The organism is Duganella vulcania (assembly GCF_009857655.1).
In the GTDB taxonomy this organism is placed as follows: Bacteria; Pseudomonadota; Gammaproteobacteria; order Burkholderiales; family Burkholderiaceae_D; genus Rugamonas; species Rugamonas vulcania.
Map to the genome: position 1 here is coordinate 1 of NZ_WWCX01000088.1, position 26815 is coordinate 26815.

At 64.8% G+C, this 26815-nt stretch carries 23 protein-coding genes and 3 tRNA genes; 10 read left to right on the plus strand and 16 right to left on the minus strand.

What is annotated here, in order from left to right; translation table 11 throughout:
• Together GTP90_RS28435 and GTP90_RS28440 are read right to left on the minus strand one after the other, a co-directional pair.
• A partial coding sequence (locus tag GTP90_RS28435; RefSeq protein ID WP_254452095.1) for a SulP family inorganic anion transporter occupies positions 1–994 on the minus strand: 994 nt, incomplete at its 3' end.
• A 116-nt stretch (positions 995–1110) separates the two neighbouring features.
• Entirely contained in the window at positions 1111–1680 is a 570-nt protein-coding gene (locus tag GTP90_RS28440; protein ID WP_161086669.1) for a TetR/AcrR family transcriptional regulator, read from the minus strand.
• A 99-nt stretch (positions 1681–1779) separates the two neighbouring features.
• Here GTP90_RS28440 and GTP90_RS28445 point away from each other — a divergent pair, with 99 nt between their 5' ends.
• Positions 1780–2928, plus strand: a complete 1149-nt coding sequence (locus GTP90_RS28445; protein ID WP_161086670.1) for a thiolase family protein — start codon at positions 1780–1782, stop codon at positions 2926–2928.
• A gap of 199 nt (positions 2929–3127) precedes the next feature.
• Positions 3128–4609: an FAD-dependent monooxygenase gene (locus GTP90_RS28450; RefSeq protein ID WP_161086671.1), complete on the plus strand. Its 1482-nt coding sequence runs from the start codon at positions 3128–3130 to the stop codon at positions 4607–4609.
• 9 nt (positions 4610–4618) lie between these two features.
• Here GTP90_RS28450 and GTP90_RS28455 read toward each other — a convergent pair whose 3' ends face one another.
• Complete coding sequence (locus GTP90_RS28455) at positions 4619–6001, minus strand: diguanylate cyclase (RefSeq protein WP_254452096.1); 1383 nt, start codon at positions 5999–6001, stop codon at positions 4619–4621.
• Between the two features lie 295 nt (positions 6002–6296).
• Between GTP90_RS28455 and GTP90_RS28460 the strand changes: the two genes are divergently transcribed.
• Together GTP90_RS28460 and ku are read left to right on the plus strand one after the other, a co-directional pair.
• Entirely contained in the window at positions 6297–7304 is a 1008-nt protein-coding gene (locus tag GTP90_RS28460; protein ID WP_161086673.1) for an SDR family oxidoreductase, read from the plus strand.
• Between the two features lie 3 nt (positions 7305–7307).
• Positions 7308–8144 carry a non-homologous end joining protein Ku gene (gene ku / locus GTP90_RS28465; protein WP_161086674.1) on the plus strand — a complete coding sequence of 279 codons (837 nt, stop codon included), beginning with the start codon at positions 7308–7310 and terminating at the stop codon, positions 8142–8144.
• Here ku and GTP90_RS28470 read toward each other — a convergent pair.
• Positions 8141–8830 carry a PEP-CTERM sorting domain-containing protein gene (locus GTP90_RS28470; RefSeq protein WP_161086675.1) on the minus strand — a complete coding sequence of 230 codons (690 nt, stop codon included), beginning with the start codon at positions 8828–8830 and terminating at the stop codon, positions 8141–8143. The two genes, ku and GTP90_RS28470, sit on opposite strands and share 4 nt — an antisense overlap.
• Before the next feature lie 96 nt (positions 8831–8926).
• Entirely contained in the window at positions 8927–11440 is a 2514-nt protein-coding gene (gene ligD / locus GTP90_RS28475; RefSeq protein ID WP_161086676.1) for a DNA ligase D, read from the minus strand.
• Positions 11441–11616: 176 nt separating this feature from the next.
• Between ligD and GTP90_RS28480 the strand changes: the two genes are divergently transcribed.
• On the plus strand, positions 11617–11967 hold the full coding sequence (locus tag GTP90_RS28480) for a hypothetical protein (protein ID WP_161086689.1): 351 nt from the start codon (positions 11617–11619) through the stop codon (positions 11965–11967).
• Between the two features lie 101 nt (positions 11968–12068).
• Here GTP90_RS28480 and GTP90_RS28485 read toward each other — a convergent pair whose 3' ends face one another.
• From GTP90_RS28485 to GTP90_RS28505, 5 genes are all read right to left on the minus strand, one after another.
• Complete coding sequence (locus GTP90_RS28485) at positions 12069–13562, minus strand: efflux transporter outer membrane subunit (protein WP_161086677.1); 1494 nt, start codon at positions 13560–13562, stop codon at positions 12069–12071.
• Positions 13563–13575: 13 nt separating this feature from the next.
• Positions 13576–16764: an efflux RND transporter permease subunit gene (locus GTP90_RS28490; protein ID WP_161086678.1), complete on the minus strand. Its 3189-nt coding sequence runs from the start codon at positions 16762–16764 to the stop codon at positions 13576–13578.
• A gap of 5 nt (positions 16765–16769) precedes the next feature.
• A complete protein-coding gene (locus tag GTP90_RS28495) occupies positions 16770–18014 on the minus strand; it encodes an efflux RND transporter periplasmic adaptor subunit (protein ID WP_161086679.1) in 1245 nt (414 codons plus the stop codon).
• Positions 18015–18158: 144 nt separating this feature from the next.
• Positions 18159–19025, minus strand: coding sequence for an alpha/beta hydrolase (locus GTP90_RS28500; protein WP_161086680.1), 867 nt, complete (start codon positions 19023–19025; stop codon positions 18159–18161).
• Positions 19022–19234, minus strand: coding sequence for a hypothetical protein (locus GTP90_RS28505; RefSeq protein WP_161086681.1), 213 nt, complete (start codon positions 19232–19234; stop codon positions 19022–19024). Before GTP90_RS28505 ends, GTP90_RS28500 begins: the two co-directional genes overlap by 4 nt.
• 125 nt (positions 19235–19359) lie before the next feature.
• Here GTP90_RS28505 and GTP90_RS28510 point away from each other — a divergent pair, with 125 nt between their 5' ends.
• Both GTP90_RS28510 and GTP90_RS28515 read left to right on the plus strand, forming a co-directional pair.
• Positions 19360–20316, plus strand: coding sequence for a LysR family transcriptional regulator (locus GTP90_RS28510; protein WP_161086682.1), 957 nt, complete (start codon positions 19360–19362; stop codon positions 20314–20316).
• Positions 20313–21284, plus strand: coding sequence for a D-2-hydroxyacid dehydrogenase (locus GTP90_RS28515; RefSeq protein WP_161086683.1), 972 nt, complete (start codon positions 20313–20315; stop codon positions 21282–21284). The genes GTP90_RS28510 and GTP90_RS28515 overlap by 4 nt, the downstream gene beginning before the upstream one ends.
• Positions 21285–21287: 3 nt before the next feature.
• On the opposite strand, the gene GTP90_RS28520 is transcribed toward GTP90_RS28515, so the two are convergent.
• Together GTP90_RS28520 and GTP90_RS28525 are read right to left on the minus strand one after the other, a co-directional pair.
• Positions 21288–22175, minus strand: a complete 888-nt coding sequence (locus GTP90_RS28520; protein WP_161086684.1) for a class I SAM-dependent methyltransferase — start codon at positions 22173–22175, stop codon at positions 21288–21290.
• Entirely contained in the window at positions 22172–23320 is a 1149-nt protein-coding gene (locus tag GTP90_RS28525) for an alpha-hydroxy acid oxidase (RefSeq protein WP_161086685.1), read from the minus strand. Before GTP90_RS28525 ends, GTP90_RS28520 begins: the two co-directional genes overlap by 4 nt.
• An 83-nt stretch (positions 23321–23403) precedes the next feature.
• Between GTP90_RS28525 and trbK the strand changes: the two genes are divergently transcribed.
• On the plus strand, positions 23404–23604 hold the full coding sequence (trbK, locus tag GTP90_RS28530) for an entry exclusion lipoprotein TrbK (protein ID WP_161086686.1): 201 nt from the start codon (positions 23404–23406) through the stop codon (positions 23602–23604).
• Between the two features lie 49 nt (positions 23605–23653).
• Here trbK and GTP90_RS28535 read toward each other — a convergent pair.
• The 4 genes from GTP90_RS28535 to GTP90_RS28550 all read right to left on the minus strand — a co-directional run bounded on the left by GTP90_RS28535 (position 23654) and on the right by GTP90_RS28550 (position 24770).
• Positions 23654–23730, minus strand: a tRNA-Arg gene (locus tag GTP90_RS28535).
• 370 nt (positions 23731–24100) lie between these two features.
• A tRNA-Arg gene (locus GTP90_RS28540) sits at positions 24101–24177 on the minus strand.
• A 137-nt stretch (positions 24178–24314) separates the two neighbouring features.
• A tRNA-Arg gene (locus tag GTP90_RS28545) sits at positions 24315–24391 on the minus strand.
• A 190-nt stretch (positions 24392–24581) separates the two neighbouring features.
• The gene (locus tag GTP90_RS28550) at positions 24582–24770 is read right to left on the minus strand and encodes a hypothetical protein (protein ID WP_371875142.1); all 189 of its coding nucleotides are present in this window, start codon (positions 24768–24770) and stop codon (positions 24582–24584) included.
• Between the two features lie 356 nt (positions 24771–25126).
• Here GTP90_RS28550 and GTP90_RS28555 point away from each other — a divergent pair, with 356 nt between their 5' ends.
• Together GTP90_RS28555 and GTP90_RS28560 are read left to right on the plus strand one after the other, a co-directional pair.
• Complete coding sequence (locus GTP90_RS28555) at positions 25127–25954, plus strand: response regulator (RefSeq protein ID WP_161086687.1); 828 nt, start codon at positions 25127–25129, stop codon at positions 25952–25954.
• Between the two features lie 136 nt (positions 25955–26090).
• The coding region (locus tag GTP90_RS28560) for a PAS domain-containing protein (protein ID WP_161086688.1) at positions 26091–26815 on the plus strand (725 nt) is incomplete at its 3' end.

Below are 26815 nucleotides of genomic sequence, written 5' to 3' on the forward strand. Positions count from 1 at the left end.
CGACCAGCGCGGCGGCCAGCAGCGCGGCGGTGACGATGCTCGACAGCGGCGTGTGCGCGCCGGCCGCGTAGTTGACGGCGGAGCGCGACAGGCCGCCGGTGACGGGGAAGCCGCCGCTCAAGGCGCTGGCCACGTTGGCCGCGCCCAGGCCGATCAGCTCATGGTTGCTGACCAGCTTCTCGTTGCGCTTGAGCGCCAGCGACTGCGCCGACGACATCGACGTCAGGAAAATGATAAAGCCGATCAGCAGCCCCGGTTGCAGCAGCGCCTTCCAGTGCGGGGCCGAGGTGGCCAGGTTCAGCCGCGGCAGGCCGCCGGGGATGGCGCCGGCGGTGCGCACGCCCTGTTCGCCCAGGCCGGTGGTGGCCATCAGCGCGATGCCGGCCAACACCACCATCATCGGCATCAGCTTGGCGGCGACGTCGGCGGCGGCCGGCTTCAGGCCGAAACGCTTGAGCAGGCCGGCCAGGTATAGCCGGGACAACACCAGCACCAGCAGCGCGCCGACGCCCAGCACGGCGCTGGGCAGGTGCAGGTGCGGCGGCTCGGCCCCGAGCAGGGGATGCAGCTGGTTGAACGCGATGACCAGCGCCGAGCCGACCGTAAAGCCGCTCATCACCGGACGGGAAAAGAAGTTGGCCAGGAAGCCCATGCGCAGCAGCCCGCACAGCAGCAGGGCCGCGCCGGAGATCAGCGCCAGCTGCGCCGCCAGCACGCCGGCCAGCGCGGAGCCGGCCGGGGCCAGGGGTGCGATCGCGGTGGACGTCATCAGCGCGATGATGGCCATGGGCCCCACCGACTGCGTCATGCTGCTGCCGAACAGCGCGTAGGCGATCGGAGGCAGGATGCTGGCATACAGCCCCGCCACCGGCGGTAACCCGGCCACCAGCGCGTAGGCGGTGGCCTGCGGGATCATCATCATCGCCACCACCAGGCCGGCGGAGAGATCGCCGACCAGCAGCGGGCGCCGGTAGTGCTTCAGCCAATGCAGCATGGTCGGTCCGTGGAGCTGGAAAATACCGCCAGTCTACGCGATCGGCCCGCTGCGGCCCAGACCCTAATGCGTTTTTTTCATAAGCTAATCCAAAAAACGCATAAGAAGACCTGCGGTCAACGTGGCGGCAGCGACGCCTGCACCGCCTGCAGGATTTCCAGCGACAGGGCCTCGTCGTCCACCGCGCGCGACAGCACGATGGCGCCGACCAGGGCGGCGTAGGTTGCCAAAGCCTGGCGGCGCTTGTCGGCGTCGTCGGCGCCCGGCATCAGCTGTTCGAGCACGGCCATCTGCGCGCTGGCGCCTTCGGTCAGCGCGTGGCGGGCCTTGGGGCCGAGGCGCCCGATGTCAGCGCCCAGCGAGGTCACGGAGCAGCCGTTGGCGGGACCGTCGCGATGCTTGGCCGACAGGTAGCCGGCGCCGATCTTGTCCAGGGCGGTGTCCGCGTCCTGCTCCAGGTAGCCGCGCCAGCGATCAACGGAGCGCTTGAGCGCATGCGCGGTGGCCTCGGCCAGCAAGTCTTCCTTGGAGGCGAAATGGCCGTAGAAACCGCCGTGCGTCAGGCCGGCGCTCTTCATCAGGTCGGCCACGCCAATGCCGTCATACCCTTTTTCGCGGAACAGCCGCGCCGCCGTTTCCACGATGCGCTCGCGGTTGAGCGCCACTTGTTCCCTGCTGACCTTCATATTCGCCTCCGTCGTCACATGCATTGACACCCATTGACATCATACATGATGAGCGTAATATATCAATCATTATGACCATCATCAAAAAGGAGTGTCGCCATGAAAGCTGTCATCAGTGCCTATGCCCGTTCGCCCTTCCACTTCGCCCGCAAGGGCAAGCTGGCCGAAGTCCGTCCCGACGACCTGGGCGCCCAGGTGGTGCAAGGCCTGATGCACCGCACCGGGTTGGACACAAAGCTGCTGGACGATGTGATCCTCGGCTGCGCCTATCCGGAATCCGCGCAGGGCAACAACTTGGCGCGCATTGTCTCGCTGCTGGCCGGCTTTCCGCATGAGGTGCCGGGCATGACGATCAACCGCTTCTGCGGCTCGTCGATGTCGGCCATCCACATCGCCGCCGCGCAGATCGAAGCGGGACTGGGCGAGGCTTATCTGTGCGTCGGCGTCGAATCGATGACGATGGTGCCGCAGGGCGGCTACAATTTCTCGGCCAACCCGCAACTGCTGGCGCAGACCGACGCCTACATCAGCATGGGCGACACCGCCGAAAACGTCGCCCGCAAATACGAGGTGTCGCGCGCCGACCAGGAGCTGCTGGCCTTCCAGTCGCACCAGAAGGCGGCCAGCGCCCGCGCCGCCGGCTTGCTGGCCGATGAAATCATCCCTATCGCCACCGCCACCGGCGAAGTGGTCGCCGAAGACGGCTGCATCCGCCCCGGCACCACGGTCGAAGCGCTGGCGGGCCTGAAGCCGGTGTTCGATCCGGAGCATGGCGTGGTCACGGCAGGCACCTCGTCGCCGCTGACCGACGGCGCCTCGGCGGTGCTGGTCACCAGCGAAGCCTTCGCCCTCAAACACGGCATGAAGCCCAGCGCGCGCATCGTCGCGATGGCGGCGGTGGGCTGCGATCCGGCGCTGATGGGGATCGGCCCGATTCCGGCGACGCAAAAGGCACTGAAGCTGGCCGGCCTGCAGGCGAGCGACATCGATGTGGCGGAGATCAACGAAGCCTTCGCCTCGCAGGCCCTGGCCTGCGTGCGCGAGCTGGGTATCCGGCCGGAGGTGTTGAACATCGACGGCGGCGGCATGGCCATCGGCCATCCGCTGGGCGCCACCGGCGCGCGCATCACCGGCAAGGCGGCGGCGCTGCTGGCGCGTACCGGCGGCCGCTATGCGCTGGCCGCGCAGTGCATCGGCGGCGGCCAGGGCGTGGCGACGGTGCTGGAGACGTTCACGCCGGCGGCTTGACACCGAGCGGTTTTTTATCCACCATCACGGAGGTGCAATAAGCACAGTTACCAATTGAGGTTGCCCTCCCCCCATCGCTCGCTTCCCTGAGCCTATCCGCTGGACACAATGCCGCCGCAAGGGCGGCATGCTGCTTTGTGCCTGCGTCTTCCTTTTTTTTGCTGTACATTTTCGGCGCGTGTGCGCTGAAGGAGTTCCCATGATTTATGACGTCGTCATAGCCGGCGCCGGGCCGGTCGGCCTGTTTCTGGCTTGCGAATTGCGCCTCGCCGGCATCCCGGTGCTGGTGCTGGAGCGGGCCGAAGACCCGCGCTCTCCCCTCAAGCGCCTGCCATTTGGCATGCGCGGATTATCCGTGCCGACCATCGAAGCCTTTTACCGGCGCGGCCTGCTGAACGACATCGCGCCGCCCGCTTCACCGCAGCAGCGCCACCAGGCCGGCCATTTCGCCGGCATCCCGCTCGACCATGCCAACATCGACACCTCGCAATGGCCGTACCGCCTGCCCAATCCCGCCGACACCAACGCGGCGGCCGAGATGGAGCACATCGAAACGACCCTGGCCGCGCGCGCCGCCATGATGGGCGCGGAGATCCGGCGCGGCGCCGATGTCGACGGCTTCGAGCAGTCCGGCGATGAAGTGTCGATACGGGCCGGCGGCCAAACGATCCGCGCCCGCTGGCTCGTCGCCTGCGACGGTGGCCGCAGCACGGTGCGCAAAGCCGGCCGCTTCACGTTCACCGGCACCGAACCGGAGTTCACCGGCTATTCGGTCCAGGTGGAACTGGTCGATCCTGAAAAGCTGCGCATTGGCCGCCACTACACGCCGACCGGCATGTATTTCCAGTCCCGGCCCGGCACGATAGCGATGGTCGAATTCGACGGCGGCGCGTTCCACCGCACGCAGCCGGTCACGCTGGAGCTGGTGCAGGCGGTGCTGCGCCGCGTCTCGTGCACCGATGTCACGCTGACGTCTCTCAACCTGGCGACCACCTGGACCGACCGCGCCTTCCAGGCGGCCGGCTATCGCGACGGGCGGGTGCTGCTGGCCGGCGACGCCGCGCATATCCACTCGCCGCTGGGCGGGCAAGGCCTCAACCTCGGCCTGGGCGACGCGATGAACCTGGGATGGAAGCTCGCCGCCACCATACGCGGCACCGCGCCGGCCGGCCTGCTGGACAGCTACTCGAGCGAACGCCATCCAGTCGGCGCGCAGGTGCTGGACTGGTCGCGCGCCCAGGTCGCGCTGATGCGTCCCAGCCCGCACGCGCGCGCGCTTGAAGCCATTGTCCGCGACCTGGCCGGCACGCGCGACGGCGCGACCTACTTCGCCGGCAGGGTCTGGGGTGTCGCGCTTCGTTACGATGTGGGCGGCGGCCATCCGCTGGCAGGCCGCAGCGCTCCCGACTTCGAACTGGCCGACGGGACGACGCTGGGTGAGCGGCTAGGCGCGGGGCGCGGCCTGCTGCTGGACTTCGACGCGCGCAAGCCGTGGCAGGCGTGGGCCAGCCGCTGGGACGAGCGTTTCGAGTATGTCGCCAGCGGCGCCAGGGACACGCTGGGCCTGAGCGCGGTGCTGGTGCGTCCCGACGGTTGCGTGGCCTGGGCCGCCGAGACCGCGCCTGACGAGGAGACGCTGGCCGCCGCCGCGGCGCGCTGGTTCGGCGAACCGCGGCGGTAGAGTCTGGCCTTACCCGGCCAGCTCGATGCAGTTGCGGCCGACGCGCTTGGCGCGGTGCAGCGTGGCGTCGAGCCGGTCGAGCACCGTGGCGCCGCCCTCGTCCGCCTCCACCTGGGCCACGGCCAGGCTGACCACCACCCCGGTGGCGCGCGGCAGGTCCGCTTCGGCGATCGCCGCGCGCAGCTTTTCCGCCAGCCGCACGGCATCGGCCGCCGTGGTATGGGTGGCGATCACCAGGAACTCTTCGCCGCGCATACGGGCCAGCAGGTCCGAGGTGCGCAACCGGCCCTTGACGATATCGGCCACCGCACGCAGCGTCGGGTCGCCGACCGGAGAACCGTATAAATCGTTTTCGGACTGGAAGCTGGCGACGTCGAACGACAGCACCGCCAGCGGCAACCCGTAACGGCGGGCGCGGCGAATCTCGTTGTCCAGCATGTCCTCGCCGGCGCGGCGGTTGGCGGCGCCGGTGACGCTGTCGATGGTGCTGATCAGTGAAATCTGGCCGGTCAGCTCTTCGTTCCGGTGCTTCAACTCGCTCATGCCCAGGCCGAAGCTGACGAACTGCGCCAGGCTGGCGAAGCACGCGAACTGCTCGCGCGAGAAGGTGATGTGGCGGTCGAACATCAGGCAGATCGCGCCCAGCTCAGGGCTGCCCGGCTCGGTGCGTAGCGGCAGCGCCAGCACCATGCGCACGCAGCGGTCGTGCAGCATCATCGCCAGTTCGGGGTCGCCGGCTTTTTCCGGCGCGTCCAGCAGCACCATCTCGCCGCGCGCCACCGCCAGCAGCGGCGGGAACACCTCGCGCAGCGGCGATTGCAGCAGGCGGTCGCGCCGTTGCAGCAGGCGCGCCAGGTCCAGGTGGTTGCGCGATTCCTGCGCCACCAGTTGCAGGTCGCCCCGCTCCTTCATGTGCAGCACGGCGGTATGGCGCACGCCAGGGAAATTGCACAGCGCCAGGCAGATCTGCGCCGACATCGATTCGATGGTGTCGATGCCGCTCAGCGCGCGCTGCAGGCTGCGCTGCACGCCCAACAGGTCGCGCAGTTCCTTTTCCTTGTCCAGCAAGGCTTGCTGCAGGGCGGCTGCGGCGTCGGCCGGCACCGCCAGCGCCTGTTGCACGGCCTGTTGCAGCTCGTCGCTCAGGACCGGGCAGATGCGGTAGTCGAACTGGCCGTAGGTCATCAGCTCCGGCAGCCAGGCGCTGCGCTCGTACGAACACAGCACCAGCACCGGCGCGCCCGCGCGGCCCCGGATCAGGGTGCCGATGCCGGCCAGCTCGCTCAACTGCTCATAGCCGTTCAGGTCCACCACCAGCAAATCCACGTGGCGCTTGCCCAGCGCAGCGGCCGTCGCTTCGACATGCTCCGTCATGGTCAGCTGGGAGAACATCTCTCCGCAGCAGGCCTGAAATTCCGAGCGCCGCTCGCCACTGGCGTTAAAAAATACGCCTACGCTATTGGTCCGGTCCGACATTATGTTACTCCCAGGCACTCTTATGATGTTAAAAATATATCCCCGGCACTAGTGTGCCATAAAGTTCATAAAAAGCAATATTTTTTGCAATGGAGACCAGATAATTTCCTTGGGCAACTTCTTTTGCGCAGCCGATATGCCGCATGTGTGAACGAGCGCACCGTCCCGGCACGCGGCGGCGTCAATACTGTCCGTTCGGAGGGAAAATACCATGGCAGACATTAAAAACCAACCGGATTCCGGCGCCGGCAGCATGCAGCGCGATATCCAGCAGCGCCAGGACCAATCCGACGCCCGCAGCAAGCAGGAGCCGCGCTCCAGCCAGCTCGGCCAGCGCCAGGGTCCGGTGCAGACCACGCAGCACGACTATCCGGGCACACCGCTGCCGGCCCAGCACCTGGAAAAGCCGGGACTGGAGGCGGACATGCAGCTGAAGCCGGAATTCCTGGCGCCGGCCTACTGCGGCAGCGGCAAGCTCGATGGCATGGTGGCCATCGTCACCGGTGGCGATTCGGGCATTGGCCGCGCGGTGGCCGTGTTGTATGCGCGCGAAGGCGCGGACGTGGCCATCGTCTACCTGAACGAGGAAGACGAGGACGCCAACGACACCAAGCGCTACGTCGAAGCCGAAGGCCAGAGCTGCCTGCTGCTGCCCGGCGACGTGCGCGACCCGGCGTTCTGCCGCGACGCCGCCGAGCAGGTGCACGAGCGCTTCGGCCGGCTCGACATCCTGGTCAACAACGCCGCCTTCCAGGAGCACGCGGCATCGCTCACCGACCTGACCGAGGAACGCTTCGACCTGACCATGAAGACCAACGTCTATGGCTACTTCCACATGGCCAAGGCCGTGCTGCCCTACCTGAAGCGCGGCGCGGCCATCATCAATACCGGCTCGGTCACCGGCTTGAAGGGATCGAAGCACCTGCTGGATTATTCGACCACCAAGGGCGCGATCCACGCGTTCACGATGTCGCTGGCGTCCAACCTGCTGGAGCATGGCATACGGGTCAACGCCATCGCGCCCGGCCCGGTGTGGACACCGCTCAACCCTGCCGACGCCCCGGCCGACAAGGTGGCGCAGTTTGGCGCCAGCACCGACATGCAGCGTCCCGCGCAACCGCAGGAGCTGTCGCCGGCCTACGTGTTCCTGGCCGCGCCCTGCTGCTCCAGCTACATCACCGGGATCGTGCTGCCGGTCACCGGCAGCGTCGGGGAGTAAGCCATGGCCGCGCGGGCGTTATGGAAAGGCGCGATCAGCTTCGGCCTGGTGCACATTCCGGTGGAGATGTATTCGGCCGTGCAGGAGCACGAACTGGATCTGACGATGCTGGACCGGCGCGACTTTTCGCCGGTCGGCTACAAGCGCTATAACAAGAACACCGGCAAGGACGTCACCTGGGACGATATCGTCAAGGGCTACGAGTACCAGGACAATGAGTACGTGGTGCTGTCAGACGAAGACCTGAAGCGCGCCAACGTCGAGGCCACGCAGACCATCGACATCCTGGCCTTCGTCGATGCGGCCGACGTGCCGCTGACCTACTTCGAACAGCCCTACTACCTGGCGCCCTCGCGCGGCGGCGCCAAGGTGTACGCGCTGCTGCGCGAGACGCTGCGCAAAGCCGGCAAGATCGGCATCGCCACGGTTGTGATCCGCACCAAGCAGCACTTGTGCGCGCTGGTCTGCGATGAAGACAAGATCGTGCTGAACACGCTGCGCTATGCGAACGAGATCCGCAGCGCGGAGGAATTGAAGCTGCCGCCCGCCACGCTGAAGGCGGCCGGCATCAGCGACAAGGAGCTGCAGATGGCGCTGTCGCTGGTGGAAGGCATGAGCGAGCCGTGGAAGCCGGAGCAGTACCACGACACCTACAAGGATGACGTGCTGGCGCTGGTGAAGAAGAAGGTGAAGGCCGGCCAGACCAAGACCATCACCACCGCCGAACCGGAAAGCAAGGCGGCCAAGTCGTCGAACGTGGTGGACCTGGTGGCGCTGCTGCAGGACAGCCTGGGCAAGCGGCCGGCCCCGAAGCGCCGGCGCACCAAGGCGGCCGCTTAGCGGCGACGCCCTTTCCAGCCGATTGCAGCCAGGCCGGCCAGCAGCATGGCGTAGGTTTCCGGCTCGGGAACCGGCGCCGGCACCTGCGTGAACGTTACCGACGTCAGCGCGCCGTTCGCGCCCATCATCGCGTGGGTCGCGTTGGAGGAATACGTGTAGTAGAAAGTCGACCGGTTAAAACTGGCGAAGTCCAATTGCCCCGGCATGGTCGTGGCGTTCAGGGCCTGGCCGGATTTATCGAAGAAACTCAACGCCATCATCTCCGACGCGTAGGCATTGGCCGAGACGTTGGCGATGCCGAAGCTGTCCGCTCCGCCCAGTGTGGCGGCGTTATTGGCGACCTGCACATTGGTGCTGCTGTAGCTGGCGTCGCTCAAGGCGACGTTGCCGCCACCGATGCTGGCGCTCAACGTGTTCAGGGCTCCAGGCGCGGAATACATGACGGTGCCGCCCTTATTGCTGAACAAGGCGGTCTCGGTGTCATAGCTGAAGTGGCCGCTGATGATGTCCCCGACCGAAACGTTGCTGCCCGACACGCTGCTGGAAGTAACTGGGCCGCCGTCAAACGTCATTGGCGAAAACTCGACCATCTCCTGGATTTTTGCAGTGAAATCAAATTGGTAGACGGTAGCCTGGGCCGAACCGAACAGGCTCAAACCGGCTAACAACATTGGCAGCTTTTTCATCTGGAGGGTCCTGGAATATATGTCGATTCGTCATTAAAACATCAACAACAACTGTTGTCAATATTAAATAATAATTTAATTATAGAAATTAAAGAATCAGGCCTTGCCAGGTTTGAACCCGATGACGCGCATCGCTGCCGCCAATCCCTTGGCGGACTTCGCGTAATCGTCCCAAGGCGCGTTGCCGACATCGAGCCGCGTGTGCACGTTGGCGACCGTCCACTGGTCGGCGGCGTGCAGCCCGTCCAGCTCATCCCACGCCAGCGGCACCGAAATGCCCAGGCCCGGACGGCTGCGCGCCGACCAGGCGGCGACCGTAGTGGCGCCCCGCCCGTTGCGCAGATAGTCGATGAAGATCTTGCCGACCCGGTTGCGCGGCCCGCTCTTCAACACGAAGCGTTCGGGCAGATGCTCCGCCATGTGGGCGACGATGGCTTGCGAAAAGTCCTTGACGTCGTCCCAACCGTAGCCCGGCTTGACCGGCACCACCACATGCAAGCCCTTGCCGCCGCTGGTTTTCAGAAAGGCCGGCAGGCCCAGCTGATCGAGGAAGGCGTGCATCAGCTGGGCCGCCTCCTGCATCTGCGTCCAGCTGACGCCCTTGCCGGGGTCGAGGTCGAACACCATGCGGTTGGGCTTTTCGTAGCTGGAGGCGTTGGCGTTTTGCGTGTGCAGCTCCACCACGTTCCACTGGGCGGCCGACAGCAGGCCTTGTTCGCTCGAGACTTCCAACATTGGCGGGTGATCGGGATCGAGCGCGGGATCGAGCTGTTTGACGCCGGGCAGCTTGTTGATTTCGGCATGCTTCTGGAAGAACAGTTCGCCGCCGACGCCCGCCGGCGCGCGCACCAGCGAGACGGGGCGCCCCTTCAGATGCGGCAGTATCAATGCGCCGACCAGCGCGTAGTAGCGCACCAGCGTGATCTTGGTGGCGCCGCTTTCTTTATCGATCACGCGGTCGGGATTGGTGACCTTGAGTGAGGCGGGCAGCTTGCCCTGCACTGTGCCTGCTGGCTGCATGTCTGTTTCCTCCTTCAGGTGGGCCGGCACTTCGCGCACGATGGCGTCGGCTATCTTATCCTTGCGCAGGCCCTTGAAGACCGCGTGGCGGATCGAGCCCGAATGCGTCCACTCGCCGAAGCTGACCTCCGCCACCAGCGTGGGCTTGAGCCAGTGGGCCCTCTTGTCAATCTCGCGGCTGGGGGTGAATGGACTTTTATCCGCCGCCAGCTTGTCCATTTTAGCTTTGATGTCCTGCAGCGTGCCGGCATTGAAGCCGCTGCCGACGTTGCCGGCGTAGTGCAGCTTGCCGTCCTTGTCGTAAGTCCCCAGCAGCAGCGAGCCGAAACCGCTGCGTGAGCCTTGAGGATCGGTGTAGCCGCCGATGACGAATTCCTGCCGCTGGCCGCATTTGAGTTTGATCCAGCTGCCGCTGCGGCGCGCCGTGTAGATGCTGTCGCGCCGCTTGCCGATGATGCCCTCGAGGCCCATGCTGCACGCGGCGGCAATCATCTCCTGCGGGCCTGCGTCCAGCGCGGAACTGAGGCGGACGGTGTCCGACGGCTTTTTGTCGAGCAGCGCTTGCAGGATCGCGCGGCGCTGCTCCAGCGGCGTGTGGCGCAGGTCGTGGCCATTGTGGAATGGAATATCGAACACGAAGTAGACGATATCTGCCGGGTTGTTTTCGTCGAAGGCGTTTTGCAGCAGGCCGAAGTCCGGACGGCCGTTTTCATCGTGGACGACGATCTCGCCGTCGTACCAGCCGTTGGGCAGCTTCATTTGGGCGATGGCCGCGTGCAGCGCCTGCAAGCGGTGGGTCCAGTCGTTGCCGTTGCGCGTGATCAGGCGTATGTCCCTGCCTTCGACACGCGTGAGCAGGCGATAGCCGTCGAATTTGATTTCGAATAGCCAGTCTTCGGGAGACGACGGTGGACCATCGACCAGCGTCGCCAGTTGCGGCGACAGCGTCTCCGGCAGGCCGGCGGGGGGCGCCTCCGACAAGGCGGCTTTCGGCGCGGGGACGACATGCGCCGCGCCGTGCCCGGGCTGGCTTTTACCGGCCGCCGGCAGCGCTTTGACGGAATCCGGCATTTCGTCCACCACGCTGAACTCGGCCGCGGGCCGCGCGTAGTCGTCCTTCTCCTTGATCAACAGCCAGGGCTCCTGCTTCTCGCCCTTGCCCTTCATACGCACCAGCGCCCAGCGGCCGTGCATCTTGTGGCCCGACAGCTCGAACTTCAGATTCCCCTCCGCCAGCGCCTTGCGCGGATCACTCAAGGGCGTCCACACGCCGCGATCCCAGATAATCACCTTGCCCGCGCCGTACTGCTTGGGCGGTATGGTGCCTTCGAAATCGTTGTACGAAATCGGATGATCTTCGACATGCACGGCCATGCGCTTGTCGTGCGTGTCGTAGCTGGGGCCTTTAGGTACGGCCCAACTGACCATCACGCCATCGAGCTCCAGCCGGAAATCGTAATGCAGCCGGCTGGCCCAGTGTTTTTGAATGACGAAAGCGCGCGCCTCGCCGCCATCCTCGCCCCCTTCGGCCGGTTCAGGCGTGATCGCGAAATTGCGCTTGGACTTGTAGGTTTTCAGCGAGGCTTCCATGTCACCAGATTATGCCGCGGCCGCCGCCGACTCTGTGCGTTGGCGAACATGTAAGCAATTTGGAGGGCTTGTAAGCGAATGTAAAGCCCGTCAACGGTGGCGCTCCGGGCGGCGTTTTTCGCTCAGTGACACGGGAATTGTCCCGGCTCTACATCAACCTGAATGAGGATTTCATCATGAACAAACTTATCGCTACCCTGATCGCCGGCCTGTTCGCTACCGCAGCTTTTGCACAGACCCCAGCAACCGCTCCAGCCGCTCCAGCCGCCGTGAAAGCGGAAGCCAAGGAAGCCAAGACCGATGCCAAAGCCACCGCCAAGGAAACCAAGACCGCCGTGAAAGCCGAAGCGAAAACCGCCAAGGTCGAAGCCGATGCCAAGAAAGACGTAGCCGTCGCCAAGGCCGATGAGAAGGCCGAAAAGGCCGACGCTCACGCCAAGGCTCACAAGACCAAAGCCAAGGCCCACGCCAAGGCCGAGAAAGCTGAAGCAGCAGCCGCCGCGCCGGCACCGGTCGTAACGAAGTAATCATGTCATTCGCGGTGGCCCCCAGCCCACCGCGGACATAAAAAAACCCCGCCAGCCTGAACGCGTTCAGTGCTGGCGGGGTTTTTCGTTGGCTGTTCAGCTTATCGCTGTGCGACTTTCTCCGGCGCGTTGGCGCCATCCCAGCCGCCGCCCAGCGCGCGGATCAGCGCCACGGTGGTCACCGCGCGATTGCCGCGCAACTGCACCGCGCTGCGCTCCACCGATGCCAGGTTGCGCTGCGCGTCCAGCAGATCGAGGTAGCTCGAACGGCCGGCCGTGTACAGCTTCTGCGCCAGGTCGGCCGAACGGCGCGCCGACACCACCGCGTCTTCGATCTGCGCGGTCTGGCCAGCCAGGATACGCAGGCCGGCCAGGTTGTCTTCCACTTCCGCGAAAGCCACCAGCACGCTCTGGCGATACGTTCCAACCGATTCCTCAAGCGCCGCTTCGCTGCGCGTGATATTGGCCTTGTTGCGGCCACCGTCGATCAAAGGCATCGACATCAGCGCGCCCAGCACCCACGAACGGCTGCTCCACTTGAACACGTCGGCGACGGTGTTGCCCGAGGCGCCGCCGGCGTTGGCGTTCAAGACCAGCGCCGGGAACATCGCCGACTTGGCCACGCCGATGCGGGCGTTGGACGCTTCCATCGCGCGCTGCGCCGAAGCGATGTCGGGACGGCGCTCCAGCAGCGACGACGGCAGGCCCGCCGGTATCACCGGCAGCAGCGAGGTGTCGAGCAGCGGGCTGGCGCCGGCCGTGTAGCTGGCCGCCGGTTTGCCCAGCAGGACCGCCAGCGCATGCTCGGTCGTTACGCGCTGGCGTTGCAGGCCGATGGCTTCGGCGCGCGATGTCGCCAGCTCGGTCTTGGCACGCGACAGGTCGAATTCACCGATGTCGCCCAGGTCGAAACGACGCTGGTTGACCTTGACGTTTTCCTCGCGGGTCTGCACCGTGCGGTTCAGCGTTTCCAGCTCGGCGTCGGTGGCGCGCAGACGGAAGTAGGTCTGCGCCACATCGGCCTGCACCGACAGCAGCACCGAACGGTAGGTCGCTTCCACGGAAGCGGCGTCGTTGCGGGCGGCGCTGACGTTCGACGATACGCGGCCGAACAGATCGACCTCGTAGCTCGCCGTCAGGTTGGCGGTGAACGCGTTGCCCGGAGCGACCGGCGTACCGGCCGGCAGGCCAAGCGCCAAATCGGACTGGCGTTGACGCTGGGCGCCAACGTTGACGCCGACCTGCGGAATGCGGTCCGCTTCGGCGATGCCGGCGATGGCGCGGGCCTGCTTGACCCGGGCCGCGGCCACGGCCAGGTTGGCGTTGGCGCGGGTGGCTTCGGCGATCAGCTCATTGAGGGCTGGATCGTTGAAGGCCAGCCACCACTCGCCGCGCGGCTGCGCTTCGGCGGCTTGCGCCTGTTTCCAGGTGCTGCCGTCGGCGGCGACCTTGACGGCCGCCGGCAACTGCGATTCCTTGAACGCGACCGGCACGTCCATCGCGGGCTGCTTGAATTCCGGCGCGGCGCATGCGGTCATCAGCAAGGCTGCCAATACAGGCGCCACACCCTTAGCGATCATATGCAGCTTGTTCATCGAGGTGCTCATATTAATGGGTCCCTTCCAGTTTTACCGCGGCGGCGTCGCCGGCCACGGCAGGTTTTTTCTTCTCCATGCGTACCGCCAGCTTGCGCAGCAGGACATAGAACACCGGCGTCAGGAACAGGCCGAAGAAGGTCACGCCCAGCATGCCGGCAAACACCGCCACACCCATCGCATGACGCATTTCCGAACCCGCACCGTGCGAGAACACCAGCGGCAGCACGCCCATGATGAATGCGATCGACGTCATCAGGATCGGACGCAGACGCAGGCGGCAAGCTTCCAGCGCGGCTTCGACAATGGTACGGCCATGGTGTTCCAGTTCGCGTGCAAACTCCACGATCAGAATCGCGTTCTTCGAGGCCAATCCGACCAGCACGAACAAGGCAATCTGCGTAAAGACGTTGTTATCTCCGTGGGTCAGCTTCACGCCGACCAGCGCGCAGAAGATCGACATCGGCACGATCAGGATCACCGCCAGCGGCAGGGTCCAGCTCTCGTATTGCGCGGCCAGCACCAGGAACACCAGCAGCACGCACAGTGGGAACACATACATCATCGTGTTACCGGACAGGATGTCCTGGTACACCAGTTCCGTCCATTCGTAGCCGATACCCTTAGGCAGAACCTCGTTGAGGATCTTGGTCATCTCGGCCTGCGCTTCGCCCGACGAGATGCCAGGAGCGGCGCCACCATTGATCTCGGCTGCGACGTAGGCGTTGTAGCGCTGTACGCGGTCCGGGCCATAGCTGTCCTTCACGCGCATCAGCGACGACAGCGGAATCATCTCGCCCTTGTCGTTGCGGACCTTGAGCTGGGCGATGTCTTCAGCGTGCGAACGGAACTGCTGGTCGGCCTGGACACGCACCTGATAGGTACGGCCGAACTGATTGAAGTCGTTCACATACAGCGAGCCCAGATTGATCTGCAAGGTCTGGTAGATCGTCTGCAGCGGCACGCCCAGTTGCTTGGCCTTGGCGCGGTCGACGTCGGCGAACAGCTGCGGAACGTTGATCTGGTAGCTCGAGAAGACGCCGGCCAGTTTCGGGTTCTGCCATGCCTTCATCTGCACCGCCTGGATCGCCTTGTACAGCGCGTCGTAACCCAGGTTGTCGCGGTCTTCGATCATCACCTTGAAACCACCGGTGGTGCCCAGGCCATTGACTGGCGGCGGTGGCAGCACCATCACGAACGCACCTTCGATGGCGCCCATGCGCTTGTTGATTTCAGCGGCAATCGCTTCAGCCGATTCGCTCTTCTTGGTACGCTCTTCGAACGGTTTCAGTGGGGTGAACACGATACCGGCGTTGGGCGCGTTGGTGAAGCCGTTGATCGACAGGCCAGGGAAAGCCACCGAATCAGCCACGCCCGGAATGTCCTTGGCGATGTCCGACATCTTGCGGATCACGGCGTCGGTACGGTCCAGCGAGGCGGCGTCCGGCAGCTGGGCGAAGCCGATCAGGTACTGCTTGTCCTGCGCTGGAACGAAGCCCGGTGGCACGATCTTGAACATGAAGCCTGCCGCGACAGCCAGCACGGCGTACACGATCAGCGAACCGCCTTTGCGTTTCAACACGCCGGTCACGCCGGTTTCATAGCTGTGCGAGGCGCGGCCGAAGACGCGGTTGAACCAGCCGAAGAAGCGGCCGAAGATCTTGTCCATCAAGCGGGTCAGCGCATCTTTCGGTGCGTCGTGTGGACGCAGCAGCACGGCCGACAACGCAGGAGCCAGCGTCAGCGAGCTGAATGCCGAGATCACGGTCGAGATGGCGATGGTCAGCGCGAACTGCTTGTAGAACTGGCCGGACAGGCCCGATACGAAAGCGATCGGCACGAACACGGCGCACAGCACCAGGGCGATGGCGATAATCGGACCACTCACCTCTTTCATCGCCTGGATGGTCGCGTCATGCGGCGACAGTCCGTTCTGGATATTACGCTCGACGTTCTCCACCACCACGATCGCATCATCGACCACGATACCGATGGCCAGCACAAGGCCGAACAGCGACAAGGTGTTGATCGAGAAGCCAAAGCCCAGCATGACGGCGAAGGTACCCACCACCGACACGGGAACGGCCAGCAGCGGAATCACCGATGCGCGCCAGGTTTGCAGGAACACGATCACCACCAGTGCCACCAGAATGATCGCTTCGACCAGGGTGTGGATCACGGCGCGGATCGATTCGCGCACGAATTGGGTCGGGTCATATACAACGCTGTAAGTGACGCCTTCCGGGAAATCTTTCGACAGGCGGGCCATCGTCGCACGCACGTCGGCCGACAGCTGCAGCGCGTTGGCGTTAGGTGCTTCGAAAATGGGGATCGCCACAGCCGAATTGTTGTTCAGCAGGGAGCGCAGTGCGTAGGAGTTGGAACCCATCTCCATGCGGGCCACGTCCTTGAGCAGCGTTACCGCGCCGTCGCCGTTGGTCTTCAGGATGATGTTGCCGAATTCTTCTTCGCTTTGCAGACGGCCTTGCGTGTTCACGGTCAGCTGGAAGTCGGCACCCTTGGTCGGGCCCTGGCCGATCACACCAGCAGCCACTTGCACGTTCTGCTCGCGGATCGCGGCGACGACGTCGCTGGCGGTCAGGCCACGCTGCGCGACCTTCTGCGGGTCCAGCCAGATACGCATCGCGTAGTCGCCGGAACCGAACAGCTGCACCTCGCCCATGCCGGGCAGGCGGGCCAGTTGGTCCTTGATGTTCAACACCGCATAGTTACGCAGATACAGGTCGTTGTAACGGCCGTTCGGCGATTGCAGGTGGACCACCATGGTCAGGTTGGGCGACGACTTCACGGTGGTCACACCGATCTGGCGCACCTCTTCCGGCAGGCGCGGAAGCGCACGCTGGACGCGGTTCTGCACCTGCGTTTCGGCCTGCTCGACGTTGGTGCCGATCTTGAAGGTGACGGTCAGCGCCAGCGCGCCGTCCGAGGTGTTTTGCGAGGACATGTACAGCATGTTCTCGACGCCGTTGATCTGTTCCTCAAGCGGCGCGGCCACGGTTTCGGCGATGATCTTCGGATTCGCACCCGGATACTGCGCGCGCACCACCACCGATGGCGGCACCACGTCCGGATACTCCGAGATCGGCAGCTTGAAGATCGATATCAAGCCGGCGACGAAGATGATGATCGACAGTACAGCCGCAAAAATCGGCTTGTCGACGAAAAATCGAGAGATGTTCATATTTATTATTCCTTGGAAGTGCCGGTCTTCGCTACGACCGCCGCTACTTTTTCATCTTTTTTAACTTCGGTTTTCGGCACGTTGGCGGCCAGCGGATCGACATCCATGGCGACCACGGTCGGCGTGATCGGCGCGCCGGGACGTACCCGCTGCAGGCCGTTGACGACGATCTTCTCGCCTGGTTTCAAACCGTCGCGCACCACGCGCAGGCCGTCGATCGCAGGGCCGAGGACCACAGGGCGGTACTCGGCCTTGTTGTCCTTGTCGACCACGAACACGTACTTGCGGTTCTGGTCCGTGCTGATGGCGCGGTCGTTGATCATCAATGCCGACTTGGCGCCGGTGGAACCGGTCAGCTGCACGCGGGCGAACAGGCCGGGGACCAGCGCGCCGTCGGTGTTGCTGAAGGTGGCGCGCATGCGCACCGAACCGCTGCGTGGATCGAGCTGGTTGTCGACGAATTCCAGCTTGCCCTCGTGCGGGAAGCCGGTTTCGTTGGCCAGGCCGATCTTGACGGTGGCCGGCTTGCCCTGGTGGGCGGCGGCGCCAACGCGCAGATAGGTGTCTTCGTCGCCGTCGAAGGAAGCGTAGATGTGGTCCAACGAGACCACCGACGTCAGCACCGCCGAGGCGTCGACCAGGTTACCCAGCGTGATTTCCGCTTTCGACACGCGGCCGTTGATCGGCGACGTCACCTGGGTGTAGCTCAGGTTCAGCTTGGCCGCTTCGTACAGCGCTTGCGCGGCGCGGGCGTCGGCGTCCAGCTGCTTCAGGTTCGATGCCGTGGCGTCGTATTCGCGCTGGGCGATGGCTTTGTCGGCCAGCAGCTTCTCGGCGCGGACCAGTTCCACCTTGGCCAGTTCGGCCTTGGCGCGGGCCGAGCCTGCTGCCGCTTCGGCGCGGTTGGCTTCAGCCTGGAACGGACGTGGATCGATGACGAACAGGACTTCGCCCTTCTTCACTTCGCTGCCCGGCTTGAAGTTGATGGCGGTGATGAAGCCGCCCACGCGCGGACGGATCTGCACTTGCTCGATCGCTTCCAGGCGGCCCGAGAACTCCTGGGTCTCGGTGATGGTTTTCTCGACGACCACTGCGGCCGAAATCGGAGGACCGCCGGCTGCTGCCGGTGCTTCAGCTGTCTTGCCGGTCGCGTCGTCGCAACCGGAGAGGCCGAAAGCGGCCAGTCCCGCCAGCGCCATAGCGGCGGCCAGCGGCCGGGCTACGACGGTGAGTTGTTTAATGGTTTTCATGTTCTTTCCTTTTTGTATGAAAATTATTAATAGAAACGGCGGCACCGGTTGCCCTCAACGAATTGCGAGAAAACACGGTACTAGCGCCCCGCCGGCAAGCCAGTGGGGACGTGATTGCAGATACTGCTTAAAGGTTGGGGAATCCTATGAGGCTGGAGGCGTCTCGGACCGTTCCAGGCCGGCGATGAAACCGGCGATTTCTCCCAGCGCGTAACACTTGCACGCGCATTCGTTGCGCGCCCCTGCTTCATTCAGGGCCGCGGCTGGCATTCGGTTGACGGTGGTCTTGACTCCACAGGCGATCAACTTGGCGCCATATTGTTCCGCTTCGTCGCGCAGCGGGTCGTCTTCAGCCGACAGGATCAGTGCCGGCGGCAGGTTCTTCAAACGGCTCGACTGCAGCGGCGAAGCGTACGGGTGGGTACGGTCGGCGGCGTTCGGCAGGTAACCGCGGTAGGCCGCCGCGCAGGCGTCGGCCACGTCCAGCAGTTCCGGCGCGTTCTGCATCTCGCGCATCGACCAGGTGCTCAGGCCCGGATCGAGCATGGGCATCACCAGGATCTGGCCGGCCAGCGCCGGACCGCCACGGTCGCGCGACATCAGCGCGCACACCGCCGCCAGGTTGGCGCCGGCCTCGATGCCGGCCACCACCAGGCGCTTGCCGGTCCAGCCCAGCTTGGCCTTGTGTTTCTTTGCCCAGTTCAGCACGGCGTGGGCATCCTCGACGGCCGCCGGGAACGGCTGCACCGTCGCCAGCGTGTACGCGGTGGCCAGCACGGTGCTCTCCTGGCTGTCGTCGGCCATGTGGCGCAGGAAGATGTCGGCATCGTCCAGGTCGCCGCTATTGAAGCCGCCGGCATGGAAGAACACGATCAGCGTATCGCGCTTGGCGCCGGCCTCGCCGCTGGTGTACTGGCGGGCGGCCAACGGGCCTTCCGCGCCGCGCACTTCCAGGTTGCGGACCTTGATCAGGTCCGACAGCTGCGGCAATGGCTCGACGTTGGCGCTCATCGCTGTACCGTATCCGAGGCGCTGGACAACATGGCGGTGTCGGCGCAGGCGATGGCGGCATCGCCGGCAGCGGCCTGGGTCAGGGCACGAACGCCGGTCGCCTCGGCCTTGGCCGCCTGCGAGTAGGCATCGGTATAGACCACGCTAGCCAGGGCGACCGAAGTCAGCGCCAGGGCGATCGTCGTAACAATTCCATTCCGATATTTCATGTTGAACCCCTTTCCTTCCGTGTACTTTCTTGGTGCAGTACAGCAATCTTAAACTTGATCTACAATCTGATAAATACCGCAATGTCGAATTGATTGTTCAGGATTCCGAACAATGGGATGGAAAGATGAATAAACTACAAGCGATGGAAGTGTTTGTGCAGGTGGTGGACGCCGGCGGCTTCACGCGCGCGGCTGACAATATGCAGCTGCCCAAGGCCACCGTCTCGACGCTGATCCAGGCGCTGGAGGCCACGCTGTCGGTCAAGCTGCTGCACCGGACCACGCGCCAGGTCAGCGTGACGGCCGACGGCGCCGCGTATTATGAGCGCTGCCTGCGCATTCTGTCCGACGTGCGCGAGGCCGAGGAATCGCTGTCGCGCACCCGGCTCAGCCCCAGCGGACGGCTGCGGGTGGACGCGCCCACCGGCCTGGCCAGCGACGTGCTGATCCCCGCCCTGCCCGACTTCTTCACGCGCTACCCGGACATCCAGCTGGAACTGGGCTGCAGCGACCGCACCATCGACCTGATCGAGGAAGGCGTCGACTGCGCGGTGCGCGGCGGCGTGCTGGGCGACTCCAACCTGATCGCGCGGCGCGTGGGCATCCTGCAGTTCGTCACCTGTGCCACGCCGGACTACCTGGACCGCTACGGCCGGCCCGCACATCCCGATGAGCTGATGCGCCACCGCTGCGTGAACTATTTTTCCTCGCGCACGGGCAAACTGTTCGACTGGGATTTTTCGCGCGACGGCCACCGCATCCAGGTCGCGCTGCCCGGCCACATCGCCGTCAACGACACCAACGCCTACACGGCAGCCGGCCTGGCGGGACTGGGCATCGTGCAGATGCCGAACTTTATGATGGAGCCCATGCTCAAGGACGGCCGCTTCGAACAACTGCTGACCGACTGGAGCAGCGATCCGCTGCCGGTGCATGTGGTCTATCCGCAGAACCGCCACCTGTCGGCCAAGGTGCGGGTGTTTGTCGAATGGGTCGCCGAACTGTTTTCCAACCATCCGGGCATGCGCCTGCCGAAGGCCCCGCCGCCGGCGCGCCCGGTTCCATTTGAGGTTGCACTATGACTGAAGCCCACCGTATCGTTTTCCTCGACCGCGACAGCGTGATCGCCACCATCCGCAAGCCTGCCTTCGCGCACGAGTGGAGCGAGTATCCGGCCACCAAGGCGGCCGACGCCGTCCAGCGTTTGCGCGGCGCCCGCGCCAGCATCGCCATCACCAACAAGGTGCCGCTGCGTGCGGCAGACCTGGAACAACTGCCGGAACTGAAGATGATCGCGGTGGCGGCCACCGGCACCGACATCATCGACCTGGCCGCGTGCCGCGAGCGCGGCATCGTCGTCTCCAACATCCGCAACTACGCGGTGCACACGCTGCCCGAGCACACCTTCGCGCTGATGCTGGCGCTGCGCCGGCAGCTGGTCGCCTACCGCGCCGACATCGAGGCCGGCCTGTGGCAGAAGTCGGAGCGATTCTGCCTGTTCGGCCATCCGATCTCGGACCTGGCGGGCAGCCGTCTTGGCCTGCTGGGATATGGGGCGCTGGGCAAATCGGTGGCGCGGATCGCGCAGGCGTTCGGCATGGAAGTGATCGTGCATACGCGCTCGCCGCTGCCCGATGCCGCCGGCGACGGCGTGCGCGAGGTGGGCTTCGACGAGCTGCTGGAAACCTCGGACATCCTCAGCCTGCACCTGCCGCTGAACGACAAGACGCGCAACATGATCAGCGCCAAGGAGCTGATACGCATGAAGCGCGGCGCGCTGCTGATCAACACCGCGCGCGGCGGCCTGGTGGACGAGACCGCGCTGGCCGACGCCCTGCGCAGCGGCGTGATCGCCGGCGCCGGCTTCGACGTGCTGGTGCAGGAGCCGCCGCCGGCCGACAACGTACTGCTCAACCTGCGACTGCCGAACTTCATCCTGACGCCGCATTCAGCCTGGGCCAGCTCGCAGGCGATGCAGGTGCTCGCGGATCAGCTGATCGACAATATCGAGGCGTGGGTGGCCGGGACGCCGCGCAACGTGGTCGCCTGAACGCTAGGCGCCGTGCCCCACCCCGGCGCTCATCAAACGCGTTCCGCCGCCGAGCCGCAGGCCGTCGTCGCGGCTTGCTAGATAGCGCGCGCGCAGCTGGTCGGCACCGTGATCGGACACCGCGCCGTAGCCCATGGCGCGCAGCTCGCAGGCCAGCACCTCGGGCGCAAAGTAGGAAATCCACGGTTCGCCCTCGGCCTCGTACTTCTGCGCGAAGTAGGCCATGCCCATGCGCTCCATCGGGTTGAGCAGCTCGGGCACCACGCCGTAATCGAACACGATGCCGCTGCCCGATGGCAGGCCGGCGACGAAGGCCAGCGTGTCGAACACGGCGTCGGTGGTCAGATACAGCGTCACGCCCAGCCAGGAGAAGAACACCGGCTGGTCCAGGCGGCAGCCGGCCGCCGTCAGGGCATCTGCCAGGTCGTCGCGTTCGAAATCGACCGGCACGTAGGCCAGCGACGGCGGCGCCGCGATGCCCGCCTGTTCCAGCAGGCCGCGCTTCCAGCGCTGGGTGGCGGGATGATCGACCTCGAACACGCGCAGGTCGGGCACCGGATTGCGGTAGGCGTAGGTGTCGAGGCCCGCGCCCAGCAGTACGAACTGGCGCACGCCGTCGTTCAACGCGCGCGCCAGTTCATCCTCGGCGAAGCGGCTGCGCACGGCCATCGCGGCGCGCAGCACGCGCACCACGCCGGTGTCGAATTTCTGCGGCGCGGCGCGCACCACGGCCTCGTTCTCGGGACCGAGGATGGACAAGGCCAGCGGATCGTCGAACACCAGCGGCTTGTCGATCAGCTGGTGGGCGGCGCGCAGCATGGCCACCGCCAAGGCGCTGCGGCTGGCCACACCCTGCTGCAACAAACCCTTGCCGGTGCTGGGCTGCTTCATGGGTAGCTGCCCGGCAGGAGGATGTTTTTATCGACCTTGGTGACGTCGCGCAGGCCGCAGAAGGCCATGGTCAGATCCAGCTCGTTGCGGATGATGTCCAAGCATTTGCTGACGCCCTGCTCGCCCATCGCGCCCAGGCCGTACAGGAACGGCCGGCCGATGTAGACACCCTGGGCGCCCAGCGCCAGCGCCTTGATCACGTCCTGGCCGGAGCGCACGCCGCCGTCCATGTGCACTTCGATCTGCGAGCCGACCGCGTCGACGATGGCCGGCAGCGCGCCGATCGACGACTGCGCGCCGTCCAGCTGGCGGCCGCCGTGGTTGGAGACGATCAGCGCATCGGCGCCGCTCTCCACCGCCAGCCGCGCGTCCTCCGCGTCCATGATGCCCTTGATGATCAACTTGCCGCCCCAGCGCTGCTTGATCCACTCGACGTCCTTCCACGACAGGCTCAAGTCGAACTGCTGGCTGGTCCACGCCGACAGCGACGACATGTCCGATACCGACGACGCATGGCCGACGATGTTGCCGAAGCTGCGGCGCGGCGTGCCCAGCATGCCCAGCACCCAGCGCGGCTTGGTGGCCATGTCGAGGATGTTGGCGATGGTGAGCTTGGGCGGCGCCGACAGGCCGTTGCGCAAGTCCTTGTGGCGCTGGCCCAGCACCTGCAGGTCCAGCGTCAGCACCAGCGCCGAGCAGCGCGCGGCCTTGGCGCGGTCGATCAGGCGGTTGATGAATTCGCGGTCCTTCATCACGTACAGCTGGAACCAGAAAGGCTTGCTGGTGTTGGCGGCGATGTCTTCGATCGAGCAGATGCTCATGGTCGACAACGTGAACGGCACGCCGAATTTTTCCGCGGCCTTGGCGGCGAGGATCTCGCCGTCGGCGTGCTGCATGCCGGTCAGGCCGGTCGGCGCCAACGCCACCGGCATCGCCACGTCCTGGCCGACCATGGTGCTCTTGAGCGTGCGGTTCTCCAGGTTGACGGCCACGCGCTGGCGGAATTTGATGCGCTGGAAGTCCTCGACGTTGGCGCGGTAGGTCGATTCGGTCCACGAGCCGGCATCAGCATAATCGTAGAACATGCGCGGCACGCGCTTCTGGGCCAAGACACGCAGGTCTTCTACAGTGGTGATGATGGTCATGCACGCTCCTCCGGGATGATGATCGGACAATCATCGCACGAGGCCCGTGTATGATGGAAGCACTATCAAAAAGGGAACGATCTTTGAAATCCAAAACCAACGTCGCCATCACGCTGGCCGCCGCGGCGCTGCTGGGCATCTTCGGCTATCGCAGCCTGACGCGGCAGGTGCAGCCGGTCGCGGTCAACGCCGAGAACTGCACACAGGAGCATATCCGCGCCGTGACCGATGCGATGGAGCGCTCCATCCTGTCGGCGCAGTGCGCCAAGGCCCGCAAGCCATAAAGAAAAAGGGCCTGAAGATTACTCTTCAGGCCCTTCGTCTTACGAATTTTGGTGCGGCTGGCAGGAATCGAACCCACGACCCCTTGGTTCGTAGCCAAGTACTCTATCCAGCTGAGCTACAGCCGCGAAAGACAACATTATAGCAGGGGAAATTCAAATCAAGAAGAGCGGCGGCGACTTTTTTTACGGGGCGTTTTTCAGCAATCCGCACGGGCAAACAAGACCCCAGCCTGGGGCGCGACTTCCTCAAATTATTCATTCCCGTCATTAACGATGCGGCGAAAAACCCCGCCATCCTCGCTCGCGCGAAATTCTTCGCTCTACGCCGCCGGCGCGGGCTTGATGATCTTTGCCGGCCTGGTCCTGTTGATCGTTCTGCTGAAAATCGAGCGGAATCTCCGCACCGCGGTGGTGAAGGAATCCGGCCAGGCGGAATTGGCCCGATAAAGAAAAAAGGCCCGAAGATCACTCTTCAGGCCTTTCGTCTTACGAATTTTGGTGCGGCTGGCAGGAATCGAACCCACGACCCCTTGGTTCGTAGCCAAGTACTCTATCCAGCTGAGCTACAGCCGCGAAAAACAAGATTATAACAGCGTTTTCTTGTTTGGCGAAGCATTCCTTGAAGAAATTTTGCAATCTGTTTCAAGGGCTTACACTTATAGCAAAAGGGCCCGAAGATTGCTCTTCAGGCCCTTTCACTTACGAATTTTTGGTGCGGCTGGCAGGAATCGAACCCACGACCCCTTGGTTCGTAGCCAAGTACTCTATCCAGCTGAGCTACAGCCGCTTAAGCAACATTATAAAGCATTAATTTCGTTTTGCAAAGTTCGATTTTTTCTATCGTTTAGTTGGCCAAGCGTACGAAACACCGAATCAACTACTTTGCAAACTGCTTTGCTGCGTCTCCTTCAACCGGCATGCCGTTCGAAAGAAGCAGCATTATAGGGACACTGCCCCGGCTTGTCCAGCACGATCTGTCAGGTGCCGAATTCGGCCGCCGCCTTGGCCGACCACAGCGCCTCGTTGTAGGACGCGTACGGCACGCCATAGCAATCGATCTGGCCGTTCTCGCCGACGAACTTGATCCACCAGCCGGCGGCGTCGGTGATGATGGCGATGTCGCCCGGCCGGCAGTTGTCCGCGATCTGCTCGCTTTGTTCGAGCACAACAATATTCACTTTCCTGTGTTTTAACACCGTCGCCATCGCGCCCCCTGTTTGCGGCACTGCGCCGCGCAGGCCGCCAGTGTACAGGCAGGCCGCCCGGATGCGGAAAAAAAACATGGCCATTTCACTCACAAACCCAGCATTTTCAGGGCCCCGGAGTGGCTTCATTCATGCCAGTGATCATGCTCATCATCAGAAAAAATTTGCTTTCGTTTGCGCATTGCAGCATCATTCACCTGTCTCCTCTATTCTCCTCCAAGGAAATAGATTTAGCCCGCTCCTGTAGCGGGCTTTTTTTTAGTGTACGATGCGGTCAGCTTTGCCTCCCAAGACAAATTCAGACAGGTTGCCCCAGCATGACACCTTCCACCGCCGTCGCGCCGCCCTCCCCTGACTGGTCGCGCACCGCCCTCGGCGAACCGGCCGGCTGGCCGTTGCCGCTGCGCCTGACCGTGGACATCCTGCTCAACTCCCCCACCGCCATGCTGCTGATGTGGGGTCCCGAACAAATCATGGTCTACAACGACGCCTACGCCGCGCTGACCGGCTTGTCGAGCCTGCGCGCGCCGGGCGGCGGCGTGCCGTCCATCCAGCCGGCCGCGTGGAGCTGGAACGGCGCCGCGATCCGCCAGGCCTGGGCCGGCGACAGCACCAGCCACCGCGGCGTGAACCTGCCGGTGTGGCGCAACAACGGCGTCACCCAGCTGCCGTTGGATTTGTACTACACCCCGGTGCGCAACGAGGCCGGCGGCGTGGCCGGCGTGCTGTGCACGCTGGCGCCGGCCCAGGCCGCGCCACCGGCCGAGACCGCCCGTCCGCTGCGCCTGCTGGTGGTCGAGGACAACGCCGACGCCCGCTACCTGGTCTGCGAGACCCTGCGCGCGCTCGGCCACGAGGTGCAGGCCGCCGCCACCGGCGAGGACGCCCTGCCCGAGCTGGCGCGCCAGCCCTTCGACGTGTTGTTCACCGACGTCAGCCTGCCCGGCATGTCCGGCGTCGAGCTGGCCCGCCTGGCGCGCAAGCAGACGCCGGCGCTGCAGCTGCTGTTCGCCTCCGGCTACGGCGACGCCCTGACCCGCCACCTGGAGTTCCCCGCCCAGTCGCTGCAAAAACCCTACGACATCGAACAGCTGCAAGCCGCGCTGGACCAGATCGCCCAGCGCCTGGCGGCCCGCCCGGCCTGAGCCGCCGCCAACCGTGCGTAGCCACGGCGGGAGATGGGCATACAATAAAGACACCGTAAAACGTCAAGCGCAAGTCTGACGAGCCTGACGGCCGCCGTCCGGCGGCCACAGGTTTCGCGGCAGCCCGAAGCCTTACATGATTCTTCCAAACGAGCCCAACGACGCCGTAACGCCCCAGCCCCCGCCGGACGACGCCGCGCTCCCCGCCTCCACGGCCGCCCAGCATGACTTGCTGTGCGCGCAGGAGGCGTTGCGGCAAAGCCAGCTGGAGTTGCGCGCGCTCGCCAATTCGATGCCGCAACTGGCCTGGATCGCCGAGCAGGACGGCAGCAAGGTCTGGTACAACCAGCCGTGGTACGCCTACACCGGCACCACGCCCGAGCAGATGGGCGGCGACGGCTGGCGCCAGGTCTACGCGCCCGACTGCATCGCCCCCATGCTGGAGCGCTGGGAATACTCGCGCGCCACCGGCGTGCCCTTCGAGCTGGAAGTGCCGATCCGCGGCGCCAGCGGCGAATTCCGCTGGTTCCTGACGCGCGCCAATCCGGTGCACGACGCCGCCGGCCGCGTGCTGCGCTGGTTCGGCACCAGCACCGACGTCGACCAGGTCAAGCGCGTGCAGGAGGCGCTGCGCGACCAGACCGCGGTGCTGGAGCTGGTCAACCGCACCGGCAACGCGCTGGCCTCGACCCGCGACCTGCATCCGCTGCTGCAGGAGGTGACCGACGCCGCCACCCGCATCAGCGGCGCCCGCTTCGGCGCCTTCTGCTACCACGGCGCCGACGGCCATGGCAACGCGCGCATATTGCACATGCTGTCGAGCGACGCCCCGCCCGGCTGCGCCGGCTTTGGCCGCCCGCG